Annotated in this window: 18 protein-coding genes and 2 pseudogenes; 3 read left to right on the top strand and 17 right to left on the bottom strand. The window is 62.0% G+C overall.

Annotated elements, in window-relative coordinates; genetic code table 11:
• Positions 1 to 166: 166 nt before the first annotated feature.
• The 8 genes from ACODSV_RS28760 to ACODSV_RS28725 form a co-directional block, all read right to left on the bottom strand.
• Positions 167 to 754, bottom strand: a complete 588-nt coding sequence (locus tag ACODSV_RS28760; RefSeq protein ID WP_024074659.1) for a hypothetical protein — start codon at positions 752 to 754, stop codon at positions 167 to 169.
• Positions 754 to 1452: a hypothetical protein gene (locus ACODSV_RS28755; protein ID WP_024074658.1), complete on the bottom strand. Its 699-nt coding sequence runs from the start codon at positions 1450 to 1452 to the stop codon at positions 754 to 756. Before ACODSV_RS28755 ends, ACODSV_RS28760 begins: the two co-directional genes overlap by 1 nt.
• A gap of 31 nt (positions 1453 to 1483) precedes the next feature.
• A complete protein-coding gene (gene pstB, locus ACODSV_RS28750) occupies positions 1484 to 2245 on the bottom strand; it encodes a phosphate ABC transporter ATP-binding protein PstB (protein ID WP_017847588.1) in 762 nt (253 codons plus the stop codon).
• 76 nt (positions 2246 to 2321) lie between these two features.
• Positions 2322 to 3233 (bottom strand): phosphate ABC transporter permease PstA, encoded by a 912-nt coding sequence (gene pstA / locus ACODSV_RS28745; protein WP_024074656.1) that lies wholly within the window; start codon positions 3231 to 3233, stop codon positions 2322 to 2324.
• On the bottom strand, positions 3233 to 4198 hold the full coding sequence (gene pstC / locus ACODSV_RS28740) for a phosphate ABC transporter permease subunit PstC (protein WP_024074655.1): 966 nt from the start codon (positions 4196 to 4198) through the stop codon (positions 3233 to 3235). Before pstC ends, pstA begins: the two co-directional genes overlap by 1 nt.
• A 74-nt stretch (positions 4199 to 4272) precedes the next feature.
• A complete protein-coding gene (pstS, locus tag ACODSV_RS28735) occupies positions 4273 to 5301 on the bottom strand; it encodes a phosphate ABC transporter substrate-binding protein PstS (RefSeq protein WP_024074654.1) in 1029 nt (342 codons plus the stop codon).
• A gap of 217 nt (positions 5302 to 5518) precedes the next feature.
• On the bottom strand, positions 5519 to 7297 hold the full coding sequence (locus ACODSV_RS28730) for an acyl-CoA dehydrogenase family protein (protein WP_150056253.1): 1779 nt from the start codon (positions 7295 to 7297) through the stop codon (positions 5519 to 5521).
• A 374-nt stretch (positions 7298 to 7671) separates the two neighbouring features.
• Complete coding sequence (locus ACODSV_RS28725) at positions 7672 to 8694, bottom strand: AraC family transcriptional regulator (protein WP_024074652.1); 1023 nt, start codon at positions 8692 to 8694, stop codon at positions 7672 to 7674.
• 162 nt (positions 8695 to 8856) lie between these two features.
• On the opposite strand from ACODSV_RS28725, the gene ACODSV_RS28720 reads away from it, so the two are divergent.
• Together ACODSV_RS28720 and ACODSV_RS28715 are read left to right on the top strand one after the other, a co-directional pair.
• Entirely contained in the window at positions 8857 to 9708 is an 852-nt protein-coding gene (locus ACODSV_RS28720) for a 3-hydroxybutyryl-CoA dehydrogenase (RefSeq protein ID WP_024074651.1), read from the top strand.
• Positions 9701 to 10315 (top strand): TetR/AcrR family transcriptional regulator, encoded by a 615-nt coding sequence (locus tag ACODSV_RS28715; protein ID WP_024074650.1) that lies wholly within the window; start codon positions 9701 to 9703, stop codon positions 10313 to 10315. The genes ACODSV_RS28720 and ACODSV_RS28715 overlap by 8 nt, the downstream gene beginning before the upstream one ends.
• Before the next feature lie 6 nt (positions 10316 to 10321).
• Here ACODSV_RS28715 and ACODSV_RS28710 read toward each other — a convergent pair whose 3' ends face one another.
• Together ACODSV_RS28710 and ACODSV_RS28705 are read right to left on the bottom strand one after the other, a co-directional pair.
• Positions 10322 to 10957: a response regulator transcription factor gene (locus tag ACODSV_RS28710; RefSeq protein ID WP_150055568.1), complete on the bottom strand. Its 636-nt coding sequence runs from the start codon at positions 10955 to 10957 to the stop codon at positions 10322 to 10324.
• A gap of 4 nt (positions 10958 to 10961) precedes the next feature.
• On the bottom strand, positions 10962 to 12806 hold the full coding sequence (locus tag ACODSV_RS28705) for a PAS domain-containing sensor histidine kinase (RefSeq protein WP_150055567.1): 1845 nt from the start codon (positions 12804 to 12806) through the stop codon (positions 10962 to 10964).
• Positions 12807 to 13045: 239 nt separating this feature from the next.
• On the opposite strand from ACODSV_RS28705, the gene ACODSV_RS28700 reads away from it, so the two are divergent.
• A complete protein-coding gene (locus ACODSV_RS28700) occupies positions 13046 to 14668 on the top strand; it encodes an acyl-CoA synthetase (RefSeq protein WP_024074647.1) in 1623 nt (540 codons plus the stop codon).
• 88 nt (positions 14669 to 14756) lie between these two features.
• Here ACODSV_RS28700 and ACODSV_RS28695 read toward each other — a convergent pair whose 3' ends face one another.
• The 7 genes and pseudogenes from ACODSV_RS28695 to ACODSV_RS28665 form a co-directional block, all read right to left on the bottom strand.
• Positions 14757 to 15827, bottom strand: a complete 1071-nt coding sequence (locus tag ACODSV_RS28695; protein WP_150055566.1) for a protein-glutamate methylesterase/protein-glutamine glutaminase — start codon at positions 15825 to 15827, stop codon at positions 14757 to 14759.
• Positions 15824 to 16336: a chemotaxis protein CheD gene (locus tag ACODSV_RS28690; protein WP_024074645.1), complete on the bottom strand. Its 513-nt coding sequence runs from the start codon at positions 16334 to 16336 to the stop codon at positions 15824 to 15826. Before ACODSV_RS28690 ends, ACODSV_RS28695 begins: the two co-directional genes overlap by 4 nt.
• Entirely contained in the window at positions 16329 to 17132 is an 804-nt protein-coding gene (locus ACODSV_RS28685; RefSeq protein WP_024074644.1) for a CheR family methyltransferase, read from the bottom strand. Before ACODSV_RS28685 ends, ACODSV_RS28690 begins: the two co-directional genes overlap by 8 nt.
• 21 nt (positions 17133 to 17153) lie before the next feature.
• The gene (locus tag ACODSV_RS28680) at positions 17154 to 17678 is read right to left on the bottom strand and encodes a chemotaxis protein CheW (protein ID WP_150055565.1); all 525 of its coding nucleotides are present in this window, start codon (positions 17676 to 17678) and stop codon (positions 17154 to 17156) included.
• 55 nt (positions 17679 to 17733) lie between these two features.
• On the bottom strand, positions 17734 to 18246 hold the full coding sequence (locus tag ACODSV_RS28675) for a chemotaxis protein CheW (protein WP_223817881.1): 513 nt from the start codon (positions 18244 to 18246) through the stop codon (positions 17734 to 17736).
• A 3-nt stretch (positions 18247 to 18249) separates the two neighbouring features.
• Positions 18250 to 19224: pseudogene (locus ACODSV_RS28670) on the bottom strand (methyl-accepting chemotaxis protein); the annotation flags it as partial.
• Positions 19225 to 19416: 192 nt separating this feature from the next.
• Positions 19417 to 20667 (bottom strand): annotated as a pseudogene (locus ACODSV_RS28665) (MCP four helix bundle domain-containing protein); the annotation flags it as partial.
• Positions 20668 to 20685 lie beyond the last annotated feature (18 nt).

Raw genomic sequence — 20685 nt, 5'->3', positions numbered from 1 at the left:
CTACAGAGTGTCTGATACACCGTGCTCTTCTTGACTGGGGCTGCTGCGCAGCCCAACGCGGGGCAAGCCCGCTCGCCACAGGTACAGTTCCTACTTAACTGACGGGCATTAACAACAGCCCCTATCTACCGGGTGTTCAGCGTTGAGCCCAAGCAGATACCCATGCTCAGGAGGAGAACACTTGCGCCCGTGGTCGCGCAGGCTGTGGGTGCCTGAGCGGTTGCTGCCGGGCGAGTTGCGCCTGGACATGAGCGACGGCATCCAGCACTCGCTGTGCCCAGTTTTCGTCCTGCGGGTCCACCACGACCACGCGGAAACCATGGTCATGGCCTTCACTGCGCACACCTTCGGAATCATCGACATGCAAGTCGATATCGAAGGCCGGCGGAAATTTGGAGGGGGTATTCGACAGGCCATGCACCGTCAGCGCACGGTTGTGCAGCACACTGTTGACCACACCGTCGACACGGATGCCATACAGCATGAGCCAACGCCGAATATAGGACGGTGTGCGACCGGACGAGGTGTAGACCCAGATGCTGCAACCCTGGCGGCGCAGTTCACGGGTCAGGGCGCGTGTCCCCAGGCGCAGCGGCTCGCCGAGCAACCGGTGAACACAGGCCGGCAGCCGGCTGCGTTCGACGGCGCTATGGTGGAGCTGGCAGGCCAATGTGTCATCGATATCAAACGAGATACGGATGCGCGGGCGTTTGAACAGGCGCTGGAGCGTGTCGGTCACTGAATACCGTCCCATCAAAGGCCTCCCTGATAGGCAGGCACGGCGGTGTCGCTCAGGAAAAACTTCATTGGATCAGGCGCCTTATCTTCCAGGAACGCAGCGTATTTTTTCTTGATCTTGGGCAATTCGTACAACGCCTTGACGCCATGCTTGGCGGAGTTGCGTATGACCGAGGACGGGTTGAAATAGCCCTCGGCGTTATCCAGCGTCAGCACGAACGGCGGCAACCCGGCACGCATCAGCAAGTAGCTGACGATCAGCGAGCCACTGCGGTTGTTACCCTCGATGAACAATTGCGGCTTGCTGAGGATGCGCACATACACACCCGCGGCACGCTTCCACACGGACTCACTGCGATACGCGCAATACCAGTTGTACAAGTCCTTGATGCCACCTTCAACGTTGTTGAAAAAGTGCTCCTCGGTGGCCGCCAGGTGCTGGGCGTATTCCAGCCGACGCACCGGGTCCTTGCCGCAGAGCACGGTGGCGTTGATCTCCAGCATCAGGTTCAGTTGCTGCAGATCGAACAGGTCGACGCCGCGAGCGACATAATCGTCAATCAGCGCGTAGCCTTCAAGCACGTTGTGCAGCACTTCGTCCGTCAAGGGGTCGCGCGGCTCGGTAAAGTGCCGGCTGAGTTCGGCAAAGCGGCTCTGTACCTCACGCAGTGCGCGTTCGATCGCGGGCAAATCAAGACGACGTGTTGCAGGCATTGGCAATCCTGAGAAACGTTGGATAAGTGGGTCAGCTGAACTTGCCGCTGATGTAGTCCCCGGTCATTTGTTCGCGCGGGTTGTCGAAAATCTGCGCGGTGGGGCCCATCTCCACCAGGTAGCCGGTGCGCGTGCCCTGGGAAATGTCCACTGAGAAGAAGGCCGTGGTGTCCGCCACGCGGATGGCCTGCTGCATATTGTGGGTGACCAGCGCGATGGTGTAGTCCTTCTTCAACTCGACCATCAGTTCCTCGACCCGGCGGGTGGCGATCGGGTCCAGCGCGGAACAAGGCTCGTCGAGCAACAGCACCTCCGGTTCGGTGGCGATGGCGCGGGCGATACACAGCCGTTGCTGCTGGCCACCGGACAGCGACAGGCCGCTGACCTTGAGCTTGTCCTTGACCTCATCCCACAGCGCGGCGCCTTGCAGGGCGTGCTTGACGCGATCACCCAGGTCGCCCTTGTAGCGGTTGAGGCGCAGGCCGAAGGCGACGTTGTCGAAGATGCTCATCGAAAACGGGTTCGGCTGTTGAAACACCATGCCGATATAGCGGCGCACGACCACTGGATCAACGCCCTTGCCGTAGACGTCCTGCCCGAGGAAATGCACATGGCCCTCGAAGCGAAATCCCTTCACCAGATCGTTCATGCGGTTGAGGCTACGCAGCACGGTACTTTTGCCGCAGCCGGAAGGCCCGATGAAGCCGGTGATCTTGTTTTTTTCGATCGGCACATGGCTGTCACGCACGGCCATGAAGTTGCCGTAGAAAATCTTGTCCAGTTTGCAGTCCATGACCACAGGCGCCTGGGTGACAAACGGAGCGGCTCGTTGCGCAGTTGATACGTTCAAAATTCAGGTGCTCCCGTTCTCAATACTTGGGCTTGCCGAAAATACGGCTGACGATATTTACGACCAGCACGATCATGACCAGCACCAGCGAGGCCGCCCAGGCGAGCTCAAGCTGGTTGTCGAAGGGCATGCCTGAAAAGTTGTAAATCAGCACGGCCAACGAGGCCGTCGGATTCATGACGGCCAGGCTGCCGTCGTGGTAGATCCAGTAGTTGCTGAACAGCGCGGTAAACAACAACGGCGCGGTTTCGCCCGCCGCTCGCGCCACGGCCAGCATGACGCCCGTGAGGATCGCCGGCAGGCCGGTGGGCAAGACGATTTTCCAGATGACCTGCGAGCGTGTGCAGCCCATGCCGTAGGCCGCATCCTTCATGATCTTGGGCACCATCCTCATCGACTCTTCCGCCGTCAGCACCACGATGGGCAGCATCAGGACCGCCAGTGCCACGCCGCCCGCCGGGGCCGAGTAGGTCCCGGTGGTCATCACCACCAGGGCATAGGCAAACACCCCGGCCAGGATGGAAGGCAGCCCCGTGAGCATCTTGGCGGCAAAGCGCGAGGCGTTGGCCAGCTTGCTGTCCGGCCCCAGTTCGGCCAGGAAGATCGCCGCCATGATGCCGACCGGTACGGCGATAGCCGCCGCGATACCGACCATCACAAAGGTGCCGGCCATGGCGTTGCCGAAGCCACCGCCCGTCTCGAACCCCGTCGGAGGCAACTCGGTGAACACTTCCAGGCTCAGGCGCGCCCCGCCGCGCATGATCAGCATGTAGAGCACGGAGATCAGCGGCACGCTGGCCAGTAGCGCGCCGCCCCAGACCAGAGTGGTCAATACCAGGCTACGCAGGGCGCGGCCTTCGAACTTGCGCTGCAAGCTGGGCATCGCGCCTGCGGGCGCGGTCAGGTCGGTTGCTGCAGTGAGATCAGTCATCACTTATTACCCCGTTGGGCATACATCATGATCATGGAGCCGAAGACGTTCACGATCAGCGTGATCAACATCAGCACCAGTGCCGCGTACATCAACACCTCGATCTCGTTCGGCCCGGCTTCGGGGAAGTTCAGCGCCAGCAAGGCCGCCAGGGTATTGGCCGGGGCAAACAGCGACAGGGAGATGTTGTTCGCGTTACCGACCAGCATGGCCAGGGCCATGGTTTCACCCAGCGCGCGGCCCAGGCCCAGGACCAGCGAGCCGAAAATACCGGTGGCAGCGGACGGGACCATCACCTTGAGGATCGCTTCCCAATGGGTGGTGCCCATGCCATAGGCCGCTTGCTTGGTTTTCATCGGCACGGCGGTCAGGGCGTCCTGGGACACCGCGGCAATGGTCGGCAGAATCATGATGGCCAGTACCAGCGCCGCCGGGAGCAGCCCCGGCCCGCTCAAGGACGTGCCGAAAAACGGGATCCAGCCCAGTTCAGTGTTCAACCAGGCCGTCAGCGGGCGAATGGCCGGGATCACCACGTAGATGCCCCACAGGCCGTACACCACGCTGGGGATCGCGGCGAGCAATTCGACGATGGTACGAAACACGGCGGCCAGCTTGGCGGGCAGGAAGTCCTGGGTCAGGAAAATCGCCATGCTGACGCCGAAAAATCCGGCGATCAACAAGGCGATCAGGGCGCTGTACAGCGTGCCCCAAATAGCCGGCAGAATGCCGTACTTGCCCTGGTTGACGTCCCAGACGCTGCCGAGCAATACGTCAAAACCGTGCTTTTCCATGCCGGGAAGGGCTTTGCGTCCCACCTCGAAGACCAAGGCAAAGACCAATGCCAGCACCAGCACCACCCCTATTCGCGCAAGCGCACGGAAGGTCCGGTCAACCAGGAAATCCTTCGTAGACGGTGGCTGGCAGGCAGAATCCGGGTTAACCGGTACGACAAAAGGTGTGTTCATTGGCGAGTTCCGGAACAGGGGGGAAACGCTCCCGGCATGCCTGGCAGCACACACCGAGAGAGGCCCTAAGCGCGTTACTGGATGTTGGCGGACGCTTTGCGAACCTGGTCCACGACCGATTTCGGCAGCGGGATATAACCCATCGAGTCGGCGATTTTCTGCCCCTCGGTCAGGCTGTACTCGACCATTTCACGCATGGCCTTGGCCTTGGCCGGGTTGCCGTTCTGCTTGCGGAAGATCATCCAGGTGTAGGAGGTGATCGGGTACGACTTGGCACCGTCCGGGTCCGGCAGCCAGGCCACCAGGCTTTCCGGCATTTTCACCGCGGCCAGGGCTTCGGCACCGCTTTCGGCGTTCGGCACGACGTAATGACCGGCCTTGTTTTGCAGTTGGGCAAAGTCAACCTTGGCCAGCTTGGCGAAGCCGTATTCGATGTAGCCAATAGCGCCCGGGGTCTGGCGTACGGTGGCGGTCACACCATCGTTCTTGGGCGATTTGATGAATTTGTCGCTGGCTGGCCAGTTGACGGTGTTGCCCTCACCCAGCTCTTTCTGGAACTGCGGATTGATCGCTGCCAGGTGCTTGGTGAAGACCGCCGTGGTACCGCTGGAGTCTGCACGCACAACCACGGTGATCGGCGTATCGGTCAGTTTCAGGTCAGGGTTGGCGGCGACGATCTGCGGATCGTTCCACTTGGTGATCTTGCCCAGGAAGATGTTGGAGTACACATCCCGTGGCAGCTTCAGGCCCTTGGGGTTGCCCGGCAGGTTGTAGGCCAGCACGATTTCGCCCGCGGTCATCGGCAGCAACTGCGCGCCTTCGGCGACCTTGGCGATGTCTTCGTCTTTCATCGCCGAGTCACTGGCGGCGAAGTCGACGGTTTTATTCAGGAAGTCCTGTACACCCGCACCGCTGCCCTTGGATTGGTAATCCACAGTGACACCTTCGCTTTTCTTGCTGAAGTCCTTGAACCAGGTGAGGTAGATCGGTGCAGGGAAACTGGCGCCGGAGCCGGTCAGGCGGACGCTCTCGGCAGCGAACACCGTGGTGCCGCACAGCGATACCGTAACGGCGAGTGCAACAGACTTCATCAAGCTTTTCATTAAGGGAACTCCTTGTGTTTAAGGGCTCCCGAACTTTGCAGCAGTGTTGTTACGTTTTTATGAATGTTGAATGGCAGGCAGCGTTTTTGTCCCCATTTATCGCCACAGCGGCCAATTTCGACGTTATTACCTCATAACACATGCAACTGACGCTGCCCTGGCCAATGGCGTCTGCAGCCGTGAGGTACCCCCGGCTGCAAACGCTACAACGCGGCGGTCAGAACTGCTCTTCCTCCAACGCCATGATGCTCGCGCTCCCGGCGCTGATCGCCGCCAGCAAGGCGTGCACGCGGGGCAGCAGTTGCTCGGCATAGAAACGTGCGCTGATGCCCTTGGCCTCAAGGAAGCTGGCGTCGCCCGTGCCGGCGGCCAGGCGCGCATGCGCCTGCACCGCCGAGCGCGCCATGAGCCAGCCGCCCGACAGGTAGCCGAACAGCATCAGGTAGTTAACGCTGACGCTGCCCGCCCAATCCCCATCGTGTTTGGCCTGGTCGAGTAACAGGGACAAGGCCTGGCGTCCGGCCCCGAGTGCAGCCTCCAGCGTCACCGCCTGGTACGCGAGGGCGTCGATGCGGTGCAGTTGCTCGACGGTTTCATGCATTTCATCCAGCAGGTTGTTCAACAGCTCGCCCTGGTTCAGCAGGGTCTTGCGCCCAACCAGGTCAAGCGCCTGGATACCGGTGGTGCCTTCATAAATGGTGAGGATACGGGCATCCCGATAATGCTGGGCCGCGCCGGTCTCTTCGATAAACCCCATGCCGCCGTGGATTTGCACGCCCAGGGAGGTGACCTCCTGGGCCAGCTCGGTCAGCCAGCCCTTGACGATCGGGGTCCACAGGTCGACCCGGCCCTGATGCTGGCGCGCAAGGTCCGCGGTGGCCGCACACGCGGCACGGTCGACTTCCGCCGCGGCCACCAGGGCCAACGCGCGCATGGCTTCGATGGACGCTTTCATCTGCAACAACATCCGGCGCACATCCGGAAAGTGGATGATCGAGAAACGGCTGCCGTCCTTACGCGAGCCTTGCAGGCGGTCCTTGGCGTATTGACGCGCCTGCTGGTAGGCCCGTTCGGCAATCGCCAGCCCCTGCAACCCGACACTCTGGCGGGCGTGGTTCATCATGGTGAACATGCAAGCCAGGCCCGTGTGCGGCTCGCCGAGCAAATAGCCGACCGCCCCTTCGGGGTCACCAAAGTTCATCACGCAGGTGGGGCTGCCATGAATGCCCAGTTTGTGTTCCAGGGAAATGCACTGCACATGATTGCGCGCACCTGGCCGGCCCTGGGCGTCGAGCAAGAACTTCGGCACCACGAACAATGAGAGGCCCTTGACGCCCACCGGAGCCTCTGGCAACCGCGCCAGCACCAGGTGCACGACGTTGTCGGTCATCTGGTGGTCGCCCCAGGTGATGAAGATCTTCTGGCCGCTGATCAGGTAATGATCGCCCTGGGGGACCGCCCGGCTCTTGATCGCGGCCAGGTCGGAGCCAGCATCCGGTTCGGTGAGGTTCATGGTGCCAGTCCATTCGCCACTGACCAGTTTGGGCAGGTAGTGCGCCTGCAGTTCGGCCGAGCCGTGATGGGCGATGGCCTCGATGGCGCCTTGGGTCAACATCGGGCACAGGGCGAACGCCATATTGGCGCTGTGCCAGATTTCATTGACGGCCGTGCCGATCACGTTGGGCAGGTTCTGCCCGCCATGCTGCTCCGCCGCCGTCAACGAGGGCCAGCCGCCCTCCTGGAACTGCCGATAGGCATCGGCAAACCCCGGCGTTTCCTGCACACCCTGCTCGCCCAACCGCGCCCCCTGGGTATCGCCGACCCGGTTGAGCGGTGCCAGCACGCCGGAACCCAAGCGGCCGGCCTCGCTCAAAATGGCCGAGACCAACTCGTTATTGACATCCTGAAGCCCGGCGCTCGCGCATAACCGCTCAAACCCGACCAGTTCCTCCAGCACGAATTCGGTATCGCGGTACGGATGGGCATAACCACTCATTGCTGCTTTCCTCGTTGACTCGTTAGACAGGCTGCTACCGCCTTCGCCGCTGGCGATTGACCCAAACGGCCATCGGCAAAAACCCAGGTGTACTGCGGAGCCCGCAGCACATAGCGCTATTGAGCGTTGAGCGAGTGCGCCCTGGCAATTACCAAATCCGTCGAAAAACTGACGTAAACGGACACTCTCACTGAAGGAGGAACACTGTAACGGTGGGGAGCGGGCTCATTCAGTTAAGGCTTTTTGTAGGAGCGAGCTTGCTCGCGAAAAACGTCAACGATAACGCGTGCTTCCTGAATGAACGCGGCGCCTGCGGGTTCTTCGCGAGCAAGCTCGCTCCTACAGAAGGCTATGTACGCTTAACTGAAATGGCATTAGGGCTTGCCCTGGACGCGGTCGCGGTAACGGCCAGGGCTTTCACCGGTCCACTTCTTGAAGGCCCGATGAAACGCGCTGGGCTCCTGGAAACCGCTGTGCGCGGCGATTTCACCAATGCTGGCCCGCGTCTGGCACAGCAGCTCCAGCGCCATGCTGCGCCGGACTTCATCCTTGATCTCCTGAAACGAACAGCCCTCGCGCTCCAGGCGTCGGCGCAAGGTACTGGGGCTCATGTGCAAGTCCACCGCCAAGTCCTCCAGGGCCGGCCATTGGCTGTAGTGACTGCCACGCAGGCGCTGGTACACCTGGGTCGAGACGCCATGGGGGTTGCGAAAGCGGATCACCAGCCATTGCGGCGCGCTGCGCAGGAACACCTTGAGCGAAGCCAGGTCCTGGACCACGGCCAGGTGCAGGTAGCTGCTGGCAAATTCGATTTCGGTGCGCTCGGCGCCAAACGTCAGGTTGTAGCCCCACAGCAGCAGGTCGTCGCTCTGGGGCGGACGGGCATGGCGGAAATCGGCGCGATCGATGGGCACGCGTCGGCCACCCAACCAGCACAGCAGGCTGATCATCAGCACCAGAAAGGTTTCTTCGCCATAGCGACGGGTGTCGTCATCGCCGCCGCCGGCCTCCAGGCGCAGCACCGCGCGCTTGCCCTGCACGCTGAGGCTGCCGCGAAAATCGCGCAGGAACAGGGAGAAACTGGCCAGGCACTGGGTGAGTGCCTTGCCCAGGTTCGGTTCCTGGATCAGCCCCCGGCAGATCAGGGCGAAACTGCCCGGCGGCATGCCATGGGAATCGAGCCGGAAGAACTCGTCGTTCAACTCGCGAATCTGGATCAGCCATAACGCCGCAAACGCACTGGCCGGCACCCGGGCCTCGGGCTGATTCAGCAGCGCCGGCGCAATGCCCGCTTCGGCCAGCACTGCGGCCTGCCGCTCAGGCTGGTCGCGCAGCGCATGGATCATGACCTGCACGAAGTAGACGGCAACCGAATCCTTTTCCCGCGTGGGCATCATTCTGGGGTCCTGTAGCGTGAACATGGTAAGAAACGCCAATACAACTGACAGGTTACGGCATAGGCCGCCACATTGTCGGGCCCTAGACTCTCGCCCAATGCTCCGTATTGCAAGGCGTGCCTGCCCTGCAAAGGCAGCGCACCTTGAGAAGAGAGACTGACGATGAATTTGCAGACTATCGGCATAATCGGCGCGGGCACCATGGGTAACGGCATCGCCCAGGTCTGCGCAGTGGCCGGCATTAACGTGACCTTGCTGGATATCTGCGCCGGTGCCCTGGAAAAAGCCCTGGCCACGGTGGGCAAGAACCTTGATCGCCAGGTCAGCAAGGGGCTGCTCAGCGAGTCGCAGAAGCACGCCGCCCTGGACAAGATCCGCACCAGCACCGACTACACCAGCCTGGCGCCTGTGCAATGGGTGATCGAGGCCGCCACGGAAAACCTCGAGCTGAAACGACGCGTGTTGCAACAGATCGCCGCGCACGTCGATGAGCGGTGCGTGATTGCCTCCAATACCTCGTCGCTGTCCATCACCGAACTGGCAGCGAGCGTCAACGCCCCCGAGCGCTTTATCGGCCTGCATTTTTTCAACCCGGTGCCGGTGATGGGCCTGATCGAAGTGATCCGGGGCCTGCAGACCAGTGACGCGACCCACGCCCAGGCCATCGAGCTGGCCCAGTACCTGGGCAAAACCGCGATCACCGCCGGCAATCGCCCAGGCTTTGTGGTCAACCGCATCCTGGTGCCGATGATCAACGAAGCGATCCTGGTGCTCCAGGAGGGCCTGGCCAGCGCCGAAGACATCGACGCCGGCATGTGCCTGGGCTGCAACCAGCCGATCGGCCCGCTGGCCCTGGCCGACCTGATCGGCCTGGATACCCTGCTGGCGATCCTGGAGGCCTTCTACGACGGCTTCCAGGACAGCAAATACCGCAGCGCCCCGCTGCTGCGGGAGATGGTCGCCGCCGGTTACCTGGGGCGCAAGACCGGGCGCGGCTTCCATAGCTATGGCTGAATATCGCTCGCGCCTGTGCGAACACCGCAACAAGGCCCTGGAACTGCTGGCCAGCAAAGGCTTCGGTCAAGTCGGCATGCGCGAGCTGGCGAGCAGCCTGGGGCTCACCCCGGGCTCGCTGTATCACCACTATCCCAGCAAGCAGCATCTGCTGCTGGACCTGATCGAAGAGTTCTACGAAGAACTGCTGACCACCCTGGGGCGCGTCGAGCAGCGACCACGCTCGCGCCAGGACAATCTGCAACGGCTGATCCACGCGCACCTGAGGCTGCATGAAGAGATGCCCTGGCATTTCCGCCTGGTGGAGCGTGACAGCGGTTGTCTCACGCAAGACCAGCAACTGCGGGTGCGGCAGTTGCGCGAACAATACGAACGCCGACTGTTGCAGATGCTCGGCCGGCCGCGGCGCCTGAGTGCCCAGGCCCTGCAAGCCGCTGGCCACGCCATCGCCACGCTGCTGAACAACGCGCCGAGCTGGCTGGCCGATCAGGCGCTGGATGAGGCGGAACGCACCGAACTGCTGGAGAACCTGCTCACCGGTGCCATCGAGCGCATGCTGGCGACAAGGCCCAGTGAGCGGCCGAGCCTGCAGGTTGCCGTGGCCTGAGCCGCCTCAGCGCAGGTGCAGGGGGGCGACCAGGCCGGCGGCAATCGCCATGCCCACCAGCTCCGGTAAATGACTGGCCGCCATGCGCTTCATCACCCGTGCGCGATACAGATCGATGGTCTTGACGCTGACACCCAACTGCTCGGCGATTTCCCGGTTGGTGTAGCCCTGCACCAGCGGGAGCAACACATCGCGCTCCCGTGGCGTCAGTTGTTGCAGGCGCGCCTGGACCCGCGCAGGCCCCTCGCCCAGGCTGTGGCGCTGATCGGCTTTGCTGAGGGCTTGCTGCACGCTGTCCAGCAGCAACTGTTCGTTGTAGGGCTTTTCGATAAAGTCATGGGCACCGGCCTTGAATGCACGGACTACGATCGGCACGTCGGCGTGGCCACTGACGAAAATCACCGGCAGGTGCAAGTCTCGGCTGCGCATGTGCTCCTGGACATTCAGGCCGCCCATGCCGGGCATGCGCACATCCAGCAGCACGCAGGCATTGAGGCGGCTGTCGCAGGCCTCAAGAAAGTCGCGGCCACTGGTAAACGGCAGCGCCTTGAGGCCCACCGACTCCAGCAACCAGACGGTCGAGTCGAGCATCCCCTGGTCGTCATCCACCACATACACCACCTGTTCCGTCACGCTGACCATGCCTTCATTCCTGTTGTTGTTGTGTTGCACCGCCCTGGGCATGTGCCGGCAAGCGACAGCACATTTGCAGGCCTGCCGACATCGGCACAGCCTGCAACTCGCCACCGAAACCTTCGATGATGCTGCGACTCATGGACAAGCCCAGGCCCAGGCCATTGGCCTTGCTGGTGTAGAACGGGGTAAATATCTGCTCCAGTTGGGCCGGTGATACACCGGGGCCCTGGTCGCTGACGTCGATCTGCACCCAGCCGTCACGCTGCGCCGCGGCGCCGATGACCAGGCGCGAGGGCCGGCCGGGATGGGCTTCGCGATTCGCCTCGATGGCATTGCGCAGCAGGTTCAACAGCACCTGCTCCAGCAGCACGCGGTCGGCGTAGATCAGCGGCAGATTATCCGGCAGGCGATCCTCGATCGTCACCTGGCAATCGCCGGCCTCCCAGGCGCACAGGCGTACCGCTTCGCGGGCCACCTCCCGGGGGTTCAACGCCTCCATGCGCCGTCGGCCCTTGCGCAGGAATGCGCGCAGGCGCTTGATCACTTGCGCGGCATGGTTGGCATGCACGGAGATCCGCTCCAGGCCCTGCGCCACCCGTTCGGCCGCCGGGGAGTCGCTGCCCAGGGCACTCAGGTAACGCTGGCTGGCGTTGGCGTAGTTCACCACGGCCGCCAGGGGCTGGTTCATTTCATGGGCAATGCCCGACGCCAGTTCCCCCAGGGTCACCAGGCGCGCGGTGTGGGCCAGTTCATCCTGGTGATGACGCTGTTGAGCCTCGCGCAACTCCCGTTCAGTGAGGTCGCGAACCACCAGGGAATAAAAACGCTCGCCGCTGGCAGAGCGATGCGCCAGCAACATCAGCACCACGGGCACCGTCACCGCCCCACCCAGCGGTTGCAGGCGCGTGTCGAGGCTCCAGCGGCCATGGCGTTCCGCATTGCTCCAGCCTTCGCGGTGCAGGCAGGCCAGGACCTCGCTGCCGAGAAACTGCGCCAGGCTCGGCATCTGCGGCGATTCAAGCAACCCCAGGATGCGTCGAGCGGCAGGGTTGAGATAGGTCACGGCCCCGCCGGGCTGGATAAACAACACGGGGTCGGTGTGGGCCTCCACCACCTCGGCCAGGCGCCGGGTGGTCTCCTCGGCCTGGACCCTGGCCGTGATATCGCGGGACACGCTGACCACCTCCACCACCGCCCCCGTGTAGGTCTCGCGGATTGCCCGGCAGGCCGTCTCGAACCACAGGTAATGCCCCTGACGATGGCGGATGCGATAGGTCATCGTGTAGTAACCGTCCTGCTCCAGGCCCTCACGGGCGCGACGCGCCAGCCTGGCCAAGCCCTGGCGGTGAAACAGGCGTTGCGCCGGGCGCCCACGCAACTCCCCCGGCCAATACCCCAGCAAGGCCCAGGACGCCGGCGAGGCATCGAGAAAACAGCCGTCGGGCGTGTGCCGGGAAATCAGGTCGGTGGTGTTTTCGATGATCAGCCGGTACAAGCGCCTGGCCTTGACCGATTCGCGCTCGGCGGCAATCTGCGCACTGGCGTCCCGGCAACGGGCCAGTACGCGATTGCCCCCAGGGTCGGGAATAAAGGTCCACACCAGGATGCGGTCGGCGAACTGCGCCTCGACATTTTCGATCGCCCGCGCCTGCCCCAGGCACGCCTGGACGAGCGACACGTAATTGACCGGCAACAGGCTTTCGCACTCGGCCAGGGACAGCTGCTCGAGCAATGCCCGCAGCGCGGCATTGAGTTCCAGCGGCCGGGCCTGGGCGTCCAACAGGAGGCTCGGCTGCGGGTCATGATCGAGCAGCGGCGAGCAGCGCGGCACGCGCACAGAGTTGCCTATCATCATCGAACCTATGCAGAGGGAAAGCCGGTGAGCGACATATAGTAGATATACTATACAACTCAGGTAGTACTTCCATATATCCGTGCGAACAGTATATAAAAGCGGCCGGAGAAGTCACCGCGCTTTTCCTGCTGGGGCCGGCTTGCCTACGCTAAAGCCTCAAGGCCAGCGTTGTCCGCCGAGCGGCCAGGACCAGCACCTCGACCAATAGAGCTAATAATCAGCCACCGGGTATTTGCACCATGTCCATTTACGAGCAAGGCCTCGCGCCGACCAGCGTCAATCACATCGCCCTCTCGCCGTTGAGCTTCATCGAACGCACCGCCAGCGTCTATCCCGACTACCCTGCCGTGATCCACGGATCGGTGCGCGCCACCTGGGCGCAAACCTATCGTCGCTGCCGACGCCTGGCGTCTGCCCTGGCTGGTCGCGGGATTGGCAAAAACGACACGGTGGCCGTCATGCTGCCCAATATCCCGGCCATGCTCGAAGCGCATTTCGGCGTGCCGATGATTGGCGCGGTCCTCAATGCACTCAATGTGCGCCTGGATGCCGAGGCTATCGCGTTCATGCTGGCCCACGGCGAAGCCAAGGTACTGATCGCCGACCGCGAGTTCCATGACGTGGTGCATGCCGCCATTGGCATGCTGGACCATCCGCCGCTGGTGATCGACGTCGACGACCCGGAATACGGCGAAGGCCAGCCGGTCAGCGAACTGGACTACGAGGCCTTCCTGGCCGAAGGCGATCCGGACTACGCCTGGCAGTGGCCGGAGGATGAATGGCAGGCCATTTCGCTGAACTACACCTCGGGGACCACCGGCAACCCCAAGGGCGTGGTCTATCACCACCGCGGCGCCTATCTCAACTCCCTGGGCAACCAGATGATCTGGGCGATCGGCAACCACCCCGTATACCTGTGGACCCTGCCGATGTTCCACTGCAACGGCTGGTGCTACCCGTGGATCATCACGGCCTTGGCCGGGGTGCATGTGTTCCTGCGCCGAGTCGATCCGCAGAAAATCCTCAATCTGATCCGCGAGCACCAGGTCACCCACTTGTGCGGTGCGCCGATTGTGCTCAACGCGCTGGTGAATATGCCGGACTCGGCCAAGGCCGCCATCGACCACCCGGTGAACGCCATGGTCGCCGGCGCCGCTCCACCGGCCAAGGTGATCGGTGCCGTGGAAGAAATGGGCATCAAGGTCATCCACGTCTATGGCCTGACCGAAGTCTATGGCCCGGTGACCCTCTGCGCCTGGCACGCCGAATGGGATGCCCTGCCCCTGGAAGAACGGGCGCAGATCAAGGCACGCCAAGGTGTGCGCTACCCGACCCTGGAAGGCGTGATGGTCGCCGACCCGAAAACCCTTGAACCCACGCCCCATGATGGCCAGACCATCGGTGAGATTTTCATGCGCGGCAATACCGTGATGAAGGGCTACCTGAAGAACCCGACCGCCACCGCCGAAGCGTTCGAAGGCGGCTGGTTCCACACCGGCGACCTGGCGGTGACCCACCCCGACGGCTACGTGGAAATCCGCGACCGGCTCAAGGACATCATCATTTCCGGCGGCGAGAATATCTCCACCATCGAACTCGAAGGTGTGCTGTACCGCCACCCGGCCGTCATGGAAGCAGCCGTCGTCGCCCGCCCCGATGAGAAATGGGGTGAAACGCCCTGTGCCTTCATCACCCTCAAGGCCGACCACCCCCACGTCCGCGAAGCCGAGATCATCAGTTTCTGCCGAGAACACCTGGCGGGCTTCAAGGTCCCGCGCACGGTGGTGTTCACGCAGTTGCCGAAGACCTCGACCGGCAAGATCCAGAAGTTCGTGTTAAGGGACATGGCGAAAAAGCTCTAGCCCGAACCCCAGACCACATTGTCGAAACGCGAGTCTTTGAACCTGGGGCGCAGGGTGTCCTGCCGCCCCTCACACACGGACCGAAGCCTCAGCGACGCTGATGCATCGACTGCAAAATCGCCGCCGCAATATGCTCAAGGGGCAGCTCACGCTCCACGGCCCCCAGCTTGAAGGCCTCCTTGGGCATGCCGTACACCACACAGGACTGTTCATCCTGGCCGAGGGTGCGGGCACCGTTGTCGTGCATTTCCTTCAAGCCGCGGGCGCCATCGTCCCCCATGCCCGTCATGATGATGCCCAGGGCGTTGCCCCCCGCACTGCGGGCAACCGAGCGAAACAGCACATCCACCGAAGGGCGATGCCGACTGACGGGAGGGCCGTCGACAATTTCTACCTGGTATTGGGCACCACTGCGCTTGAGCAACATGTGCCGGCCACCGGGTGCAATCAACGCACAGCCGGGCATGACCCGGTCGCCATGCCTGGCTTCTCTGACCTCGATCTCGCACAGTCGGTTGAGCCGCTCGGCAAACGCCGCCGTGAAGTGTTCAGGCATGTGCTGCACGATCACAATGCCTGGGCAGACCCTGGGCAAGGCGGTCAACACCAGCTCCAACGCTTGCGTCCCTCCCGTGGACGTTCCGATGGCAACGATGTTTTCGGTGGTGCGCGCCATCGCCTGAGTGCTCCCAGGCAGTATGGCGTCGGCATTCAACCTGACGGGGACCCGCTCCCCGGACGGCACCATCCGCTTCATGTTGGCCCGGGCTGCGGCCTTGACGGCACCGGCCAGTTCATCGGCGCTGTCGGTCAGAAACTGGCGCAAATTGAGTTGTGGCTTGGTCACGATACTCACCGCGCCGGCAGCCAGTGCCTGCATGGTGGTGGCCGCGCCCTTCTCGGTCAATGTGGAGCAGATGACCACCGGCGTGGGGTGTTCGGCCATCAATTTCTTGAGGAACGTAATGCCGTCCATCCGTGGCATCTCGACGTCCAGCACAATGACATCCGGCCATTGCTTGTTCATTTTTTCCATGGCGAACACCGGGTCCGCGGCTGCGCCAATCACTTCAATAGCGGGGTCTTGTCCCAGGGTCGCCGTCAGTACCTGGCGAACCACGGCGGAGTCGTCAATGATCAGCACTTTGATAAGGCTCATGTCGTACGCTCTCCATGGGGTCTGCCGGGGGGTCGTTGCAGGGCCAGGTAGTTGAGTTCAATGTTGCCAGTGGCAAGATCGAGCACCACGGTGCGATACCCCACGCCTTCCACGTGGAAGTTGTGGCAAGGCAACTGGTGCAGGTCGAGCAGTCGCCTGGCTTGCTCGACATTGCGTTGCCCGACGTAGTGGTTATCCGCACGCGCAAGCCCGGGAAACATGTCCCCACCACCGTAGACATTGATCCTGAACTCGGCAGGCCGGACCTTGCTCGCGTGTATCCGTGCGAGCAACAATTCGAGTGCCTCATTGCCGTAGCGCCCGTCCAGCACACCGGGCTTGGCCACCGCGCGCTGCGGCAGCAGGTAGTGGCACATGCCGCCCAGCAAGTGCCGGGGATGCCAGAACACCAGGGCCACACACGACCCCAGCACGGTTCGTAGCCGAATCGAGCCAGCGCCGAAAAACCACTCGCCGGGATTCAGGAACACCTCGCGGGAATCAGGCATGTGGCCTCCGGTAGATGGAAGGCTTGACCAGCCGCAGCTCATCGGTGATGCCATTGAGGCTCTCCGAGTGACTGACAATGAAATACCCACCCGGCTTGAGGTGGCTGACCAGCCGCTTGACGACCTGCACTTTGGTGTCGTTGTCAAAATAGATCATCACGTTGCGCAGGAAGATGACGTCAAACATCCCCAGTTTCGGCAACGGGTTATTCAAATTGATCGCCTGGAAGTCGATCCGCGACGCCAGCGCCGGTTCGACCATGAAACACCCGTGGTTGGTACCGACACCCTTGAGGCAATATTTATGCAGCAGTGCTTCGGGAATCCCGCGTGTCCCGTCCAGGGGGTAGCGCCCCAGGCGGGCCTTGTCCAATACCCGGCTGCTGATGTCCGACGCGACAATTTCCCAGGGCCGACCGGCGAGGTTGTCCGCCAGGACCATCGCCAGGGTATAGGGCTCCTCCCCGGTCGAGCACGCGCCACTCCATACGCGCAACGGCCCGCTGCCGCGCAGTTCGGGCAGCGCCACATCACGCAGGAAATCAAAATGCTTGGGCTCGCGGAAGAAATAGGTTTCGTTGGTGGTCAGCATGTCGATCGCCACCTGCAGTTCCGCACTGTCCTGCATCAGCACCTTGTAGTAAGCGCCGTAGTTCGTGAGCTTGAACACTTGCAGGCGCTTGGCCAGCCGAGCGCTCACTAACTGTTTCTTCGCATCGGACAGGCTGATGCCCGCGATCTGATGAATGAGATTGCGAAATTGCTGAAACTCGGCGTCGGACAGAATCACGTTCATAAGGACGTTTCCAAGAAAGAATCAGACGGTCGCAGGCAGCGAAGACTCAAGGTTCGCCAGTGCATCGACCTGCTCCAGGGACAGCACCCGACCGACATCCAGCAACAGCACGAAACCGCTCTCCAGCTTGCCGATGCCCAACAGGAAATCAGCCCTGACGTCGGTACCGAAGTTCAGCGAGGGTTCGATGTCCTGCCCGGCGATCTCGAGCACTTCGCTGACCGCATCCACAATGATGCCCACCGGCTTGCGCACGGCATTGGCCTGCACCTCCAGGATCACAAAGCAGGTCCTTGAGGTCTGTACGGTGCGTTCGCCGCGAAAGCGCACCCCCAGATCCAGTATCGGCACCGCGGCGCCTCGCAGGTTGATCACCCCGCGAATGCTGGGGGGCAACAAGGGCACACTGGTGATCGGCCCATACTCGATGATCTCTCGTACGTTGAGCGTGCCGACGGCGAACATCTCCTCCCCCAGCTCAAAGGTGAGGTACTGGCCTGGGCTTGAGGCCGTGGCATTGCCTGGACTTTCGATGGATAGCGCCATGATTCACCTCGGATCAGTTACTGTCCGCCTGCGCCTGGGGGCGCGGCCGTTCGCGTCACACTTTCATCAAGCCGGCCATCTCATCGACACACAAAACATGCTCAATTTGCAGCAGCGTGACAAAGTCGCCTCGCACCTTGGTCATCCCCCGGATGAAGTCGGTGCGAATGTGATTACCGAAGGCGGGGGCGGGCTTGATATCCGCATCGAGTATCTCGATCACTTCGCTGACCGAGTCCACCACCACCCCCAGGACCTGGGACTCGCCCTCCTTCGCCGCCTCCAGGATGACAATGCACGTGCGGCTGCCCAAGACCGTCGTCCCCTGGCCAAACCGGGCCTTGAGGTCCACCACCGGCACCACCGAACCGCGAAGGTTGATGACCCCGCGCAGGAACGCCGGCATCATCGGCACGCTGGTCACCTGGTTGTATTCGATGATTTCGCGAACACTCAGGGTGTTGACCGCATACATCTCCTGGGCCGCCAGGAAGGTCAGGTACTGCAAGGGTTCCTCGGCTTGCAGTGGTGGCTCGAAAGTGCCCGGCATAACGGCTGAGGCACTCATGGGTCAACTCCCGAAGCGGACGAAACCACCGCTCTCTGAATGGCTGTCCTGATCATGGGTGAACGTCGCACGGCTGGTGGCGGGCATCGAGACCGTCCGCCCGGCGCGCTTGGTCTGTACGGTGAAAAAGCCCATCAGTTCCTGCAACTGCTCGGCCTGGCCGCTCATCTCCTCGGCCGTCGCAGCCAGTTCCTCGGAAGCCGACGCGTTTTGCTGGGTCAGTTGGCTCATCTGCGACATCGCGCTGTTGATTTGCTCGGAGCCGATGGATTGCTCTTCGGAGGCGGCTGCAATTTCCTGCACTAGGTCCGACGTCTTGGCGATTGACGGCACGATCTCGTCCAGCAGGTTGCCCGCGCGTTCAGCCAAGGCCACGCTGTTCTTGGCCACTTCACCGATTTCCTGCGCGGCAATCTGGCTGCGCTCGGCCAGTTTGCGCACTTCTGCCGCCACCACTGCGAACCCCTTGCCATGCTCCCCAGCACGCGCGGCTTCGATGGCGGCGTTGAGCGCCAACAGATTGGTCTGGTAGGCAATGGAATCGACGATGCCGATTTTCTCGGCGATGGTCTTCATCGCTGCCACGGTATCCTTGACGGCTCGACCGCCTTCGGACGCTTCCTTGTTGGCTTTGCCCGCCATGCCATCGGTCACCTTGGCATTCTCGGTGTTCTGGGCAATGGACGCCGACATTTGCTCCATCGATGCCGAGGTCTGTTCCACCGATGCGGCCTGTTCGGACGCCGATTGAGCCATGCTCTGGGCCGTCGCGGAGATCTCTTCCGAGGCACTGGACAGCGAGTCCGCCGAGCCGCGCACTTCGGCGATGATTTCCGAGAGTTTTTCCACGGTGCCGTTGACGGAGTGCTTGAGCTCCAGGAACTTGCCTTGATAGTCGCCGTTGATGCTACGGGTCAGGTCGCCGCCGGAAATCGCCGACAACACCTCCATGGCTTCGGTAATCGGCACGATGATCGCATCCAGCGAACCATTGATGCCGAGGATGATGCGGCGGAAGTCACCCTGATGCCGTGTCACGTCAGGGCGGGTGTCCAGCTTGCCGATCAGCGCGCTGTCACTGATCTGGCGGGTGTCTTCGATCAGTGCCTGGACGTTAGCCCGCAGTTGCTCGATGTTCTCGTTGATAAAGGCTTTTTTGCCTGGGAACCGCTCAAGCGGCGCCGACAGATCGCCTTCGCCGAACGAACGGATACAGGCCATGGCCTTTTTCTTCACGCTGATATGGCCGCTGACCATGTCATTGATACCCTGGCCGATATCACGGTACGAACCCGAGAAGCGATCCACATCGATCATGACGTCGATGTCACCTTTTTCGTGCTCGCTGGACATGTGTTGCATTTCATTGATCAGCGCCAGGATAGTGGTGCGCAACAGCTCGATGTTTTCATTGATAAAGGCTTTTTTGCCTGGGAAGCGCTCGAGGGGTGCCGACAGATCGCCTTCGCCGAACGAACGGATACAGGCCATGGCTTTTTTCTTGACCGCGATGTGGCCGTTGACCATATCGTTGATGCCCTGGGCCATGGAGCGATAACTGCCATGAAAGCGGCCTGCATCGATCTGCACGTCAATGTCACCCTTGTCGTGTTCACTGGACATACGGTCCATCTCCGCGATCAATTCATGCAGGCTCGCGCCCAACTGCTGCATGCTCGCCATCAGGCTGGTGGTGTCACCCTGGCGCAGCGTTGCCTTTGCCGTCAGCTCGCCGGCGGACAAACGTGCAGCGAAGGCTCGAACCACCGAAGGCTCTGCACCGAGCTGGCGCATCAGGCTACGCCCCAGCAACCCACCGATCAGCAGGGTTGCCAACAGCGTCAGGCCACTCACCAACAGGATGATGTAGCGTGCATTCTTCTCGGTGGCGGTCGCGAGCTGTTGGCCCTTGCGCCCCAGTTCCAGGTTGTATTCGCGCAGATCACTGATCGCCGTCAACGCCGCGTTTTGCAAGGGCTGGCTCGCCTCGATCAAGGCACGGGCCGAGGCTTGATCGCCGCTGGCGACGAACGTGTCGAAACGCGCCTGCAAGCTGGCGAACTCCTCCAGGCGACCACGCACTTGCTTCAACAGTGCGGTGTCATGGTCGTCGGAGATCAACTCGGCCTGATAGTGATCCAGGGCTTTGGCAATGACACTGAAACGCTGGGCCACGCTCTCGGCGTAACTCGGCACGACATTTTTCTCGGGATCGTTCAAATGCTGCCATTGCAAGGCATGAAGGTCGGTGAAGGCCGCGGCGGCACGGTCGATGTCCAGCAAGCTGGGGACCGTATTGGCATTGGCATAACTGGCGCTCGTATTGATTTTATCGGTCAGGTAAAAGCTGGTGCCGCCCAACACGACAACACCCAGTACGGCCGTGAAAACCAACAACATGATGTTTCTGATAACGGTCATGGCGAGGAACTCCTGATG

The organism is Pseudomonas sp. FG86 (assembly GCF_057808775.1).
Note: the sequence above shows the minus strand (reverse complement) of the source record. Positions and strands in the feature narration are given on the sequence as shown.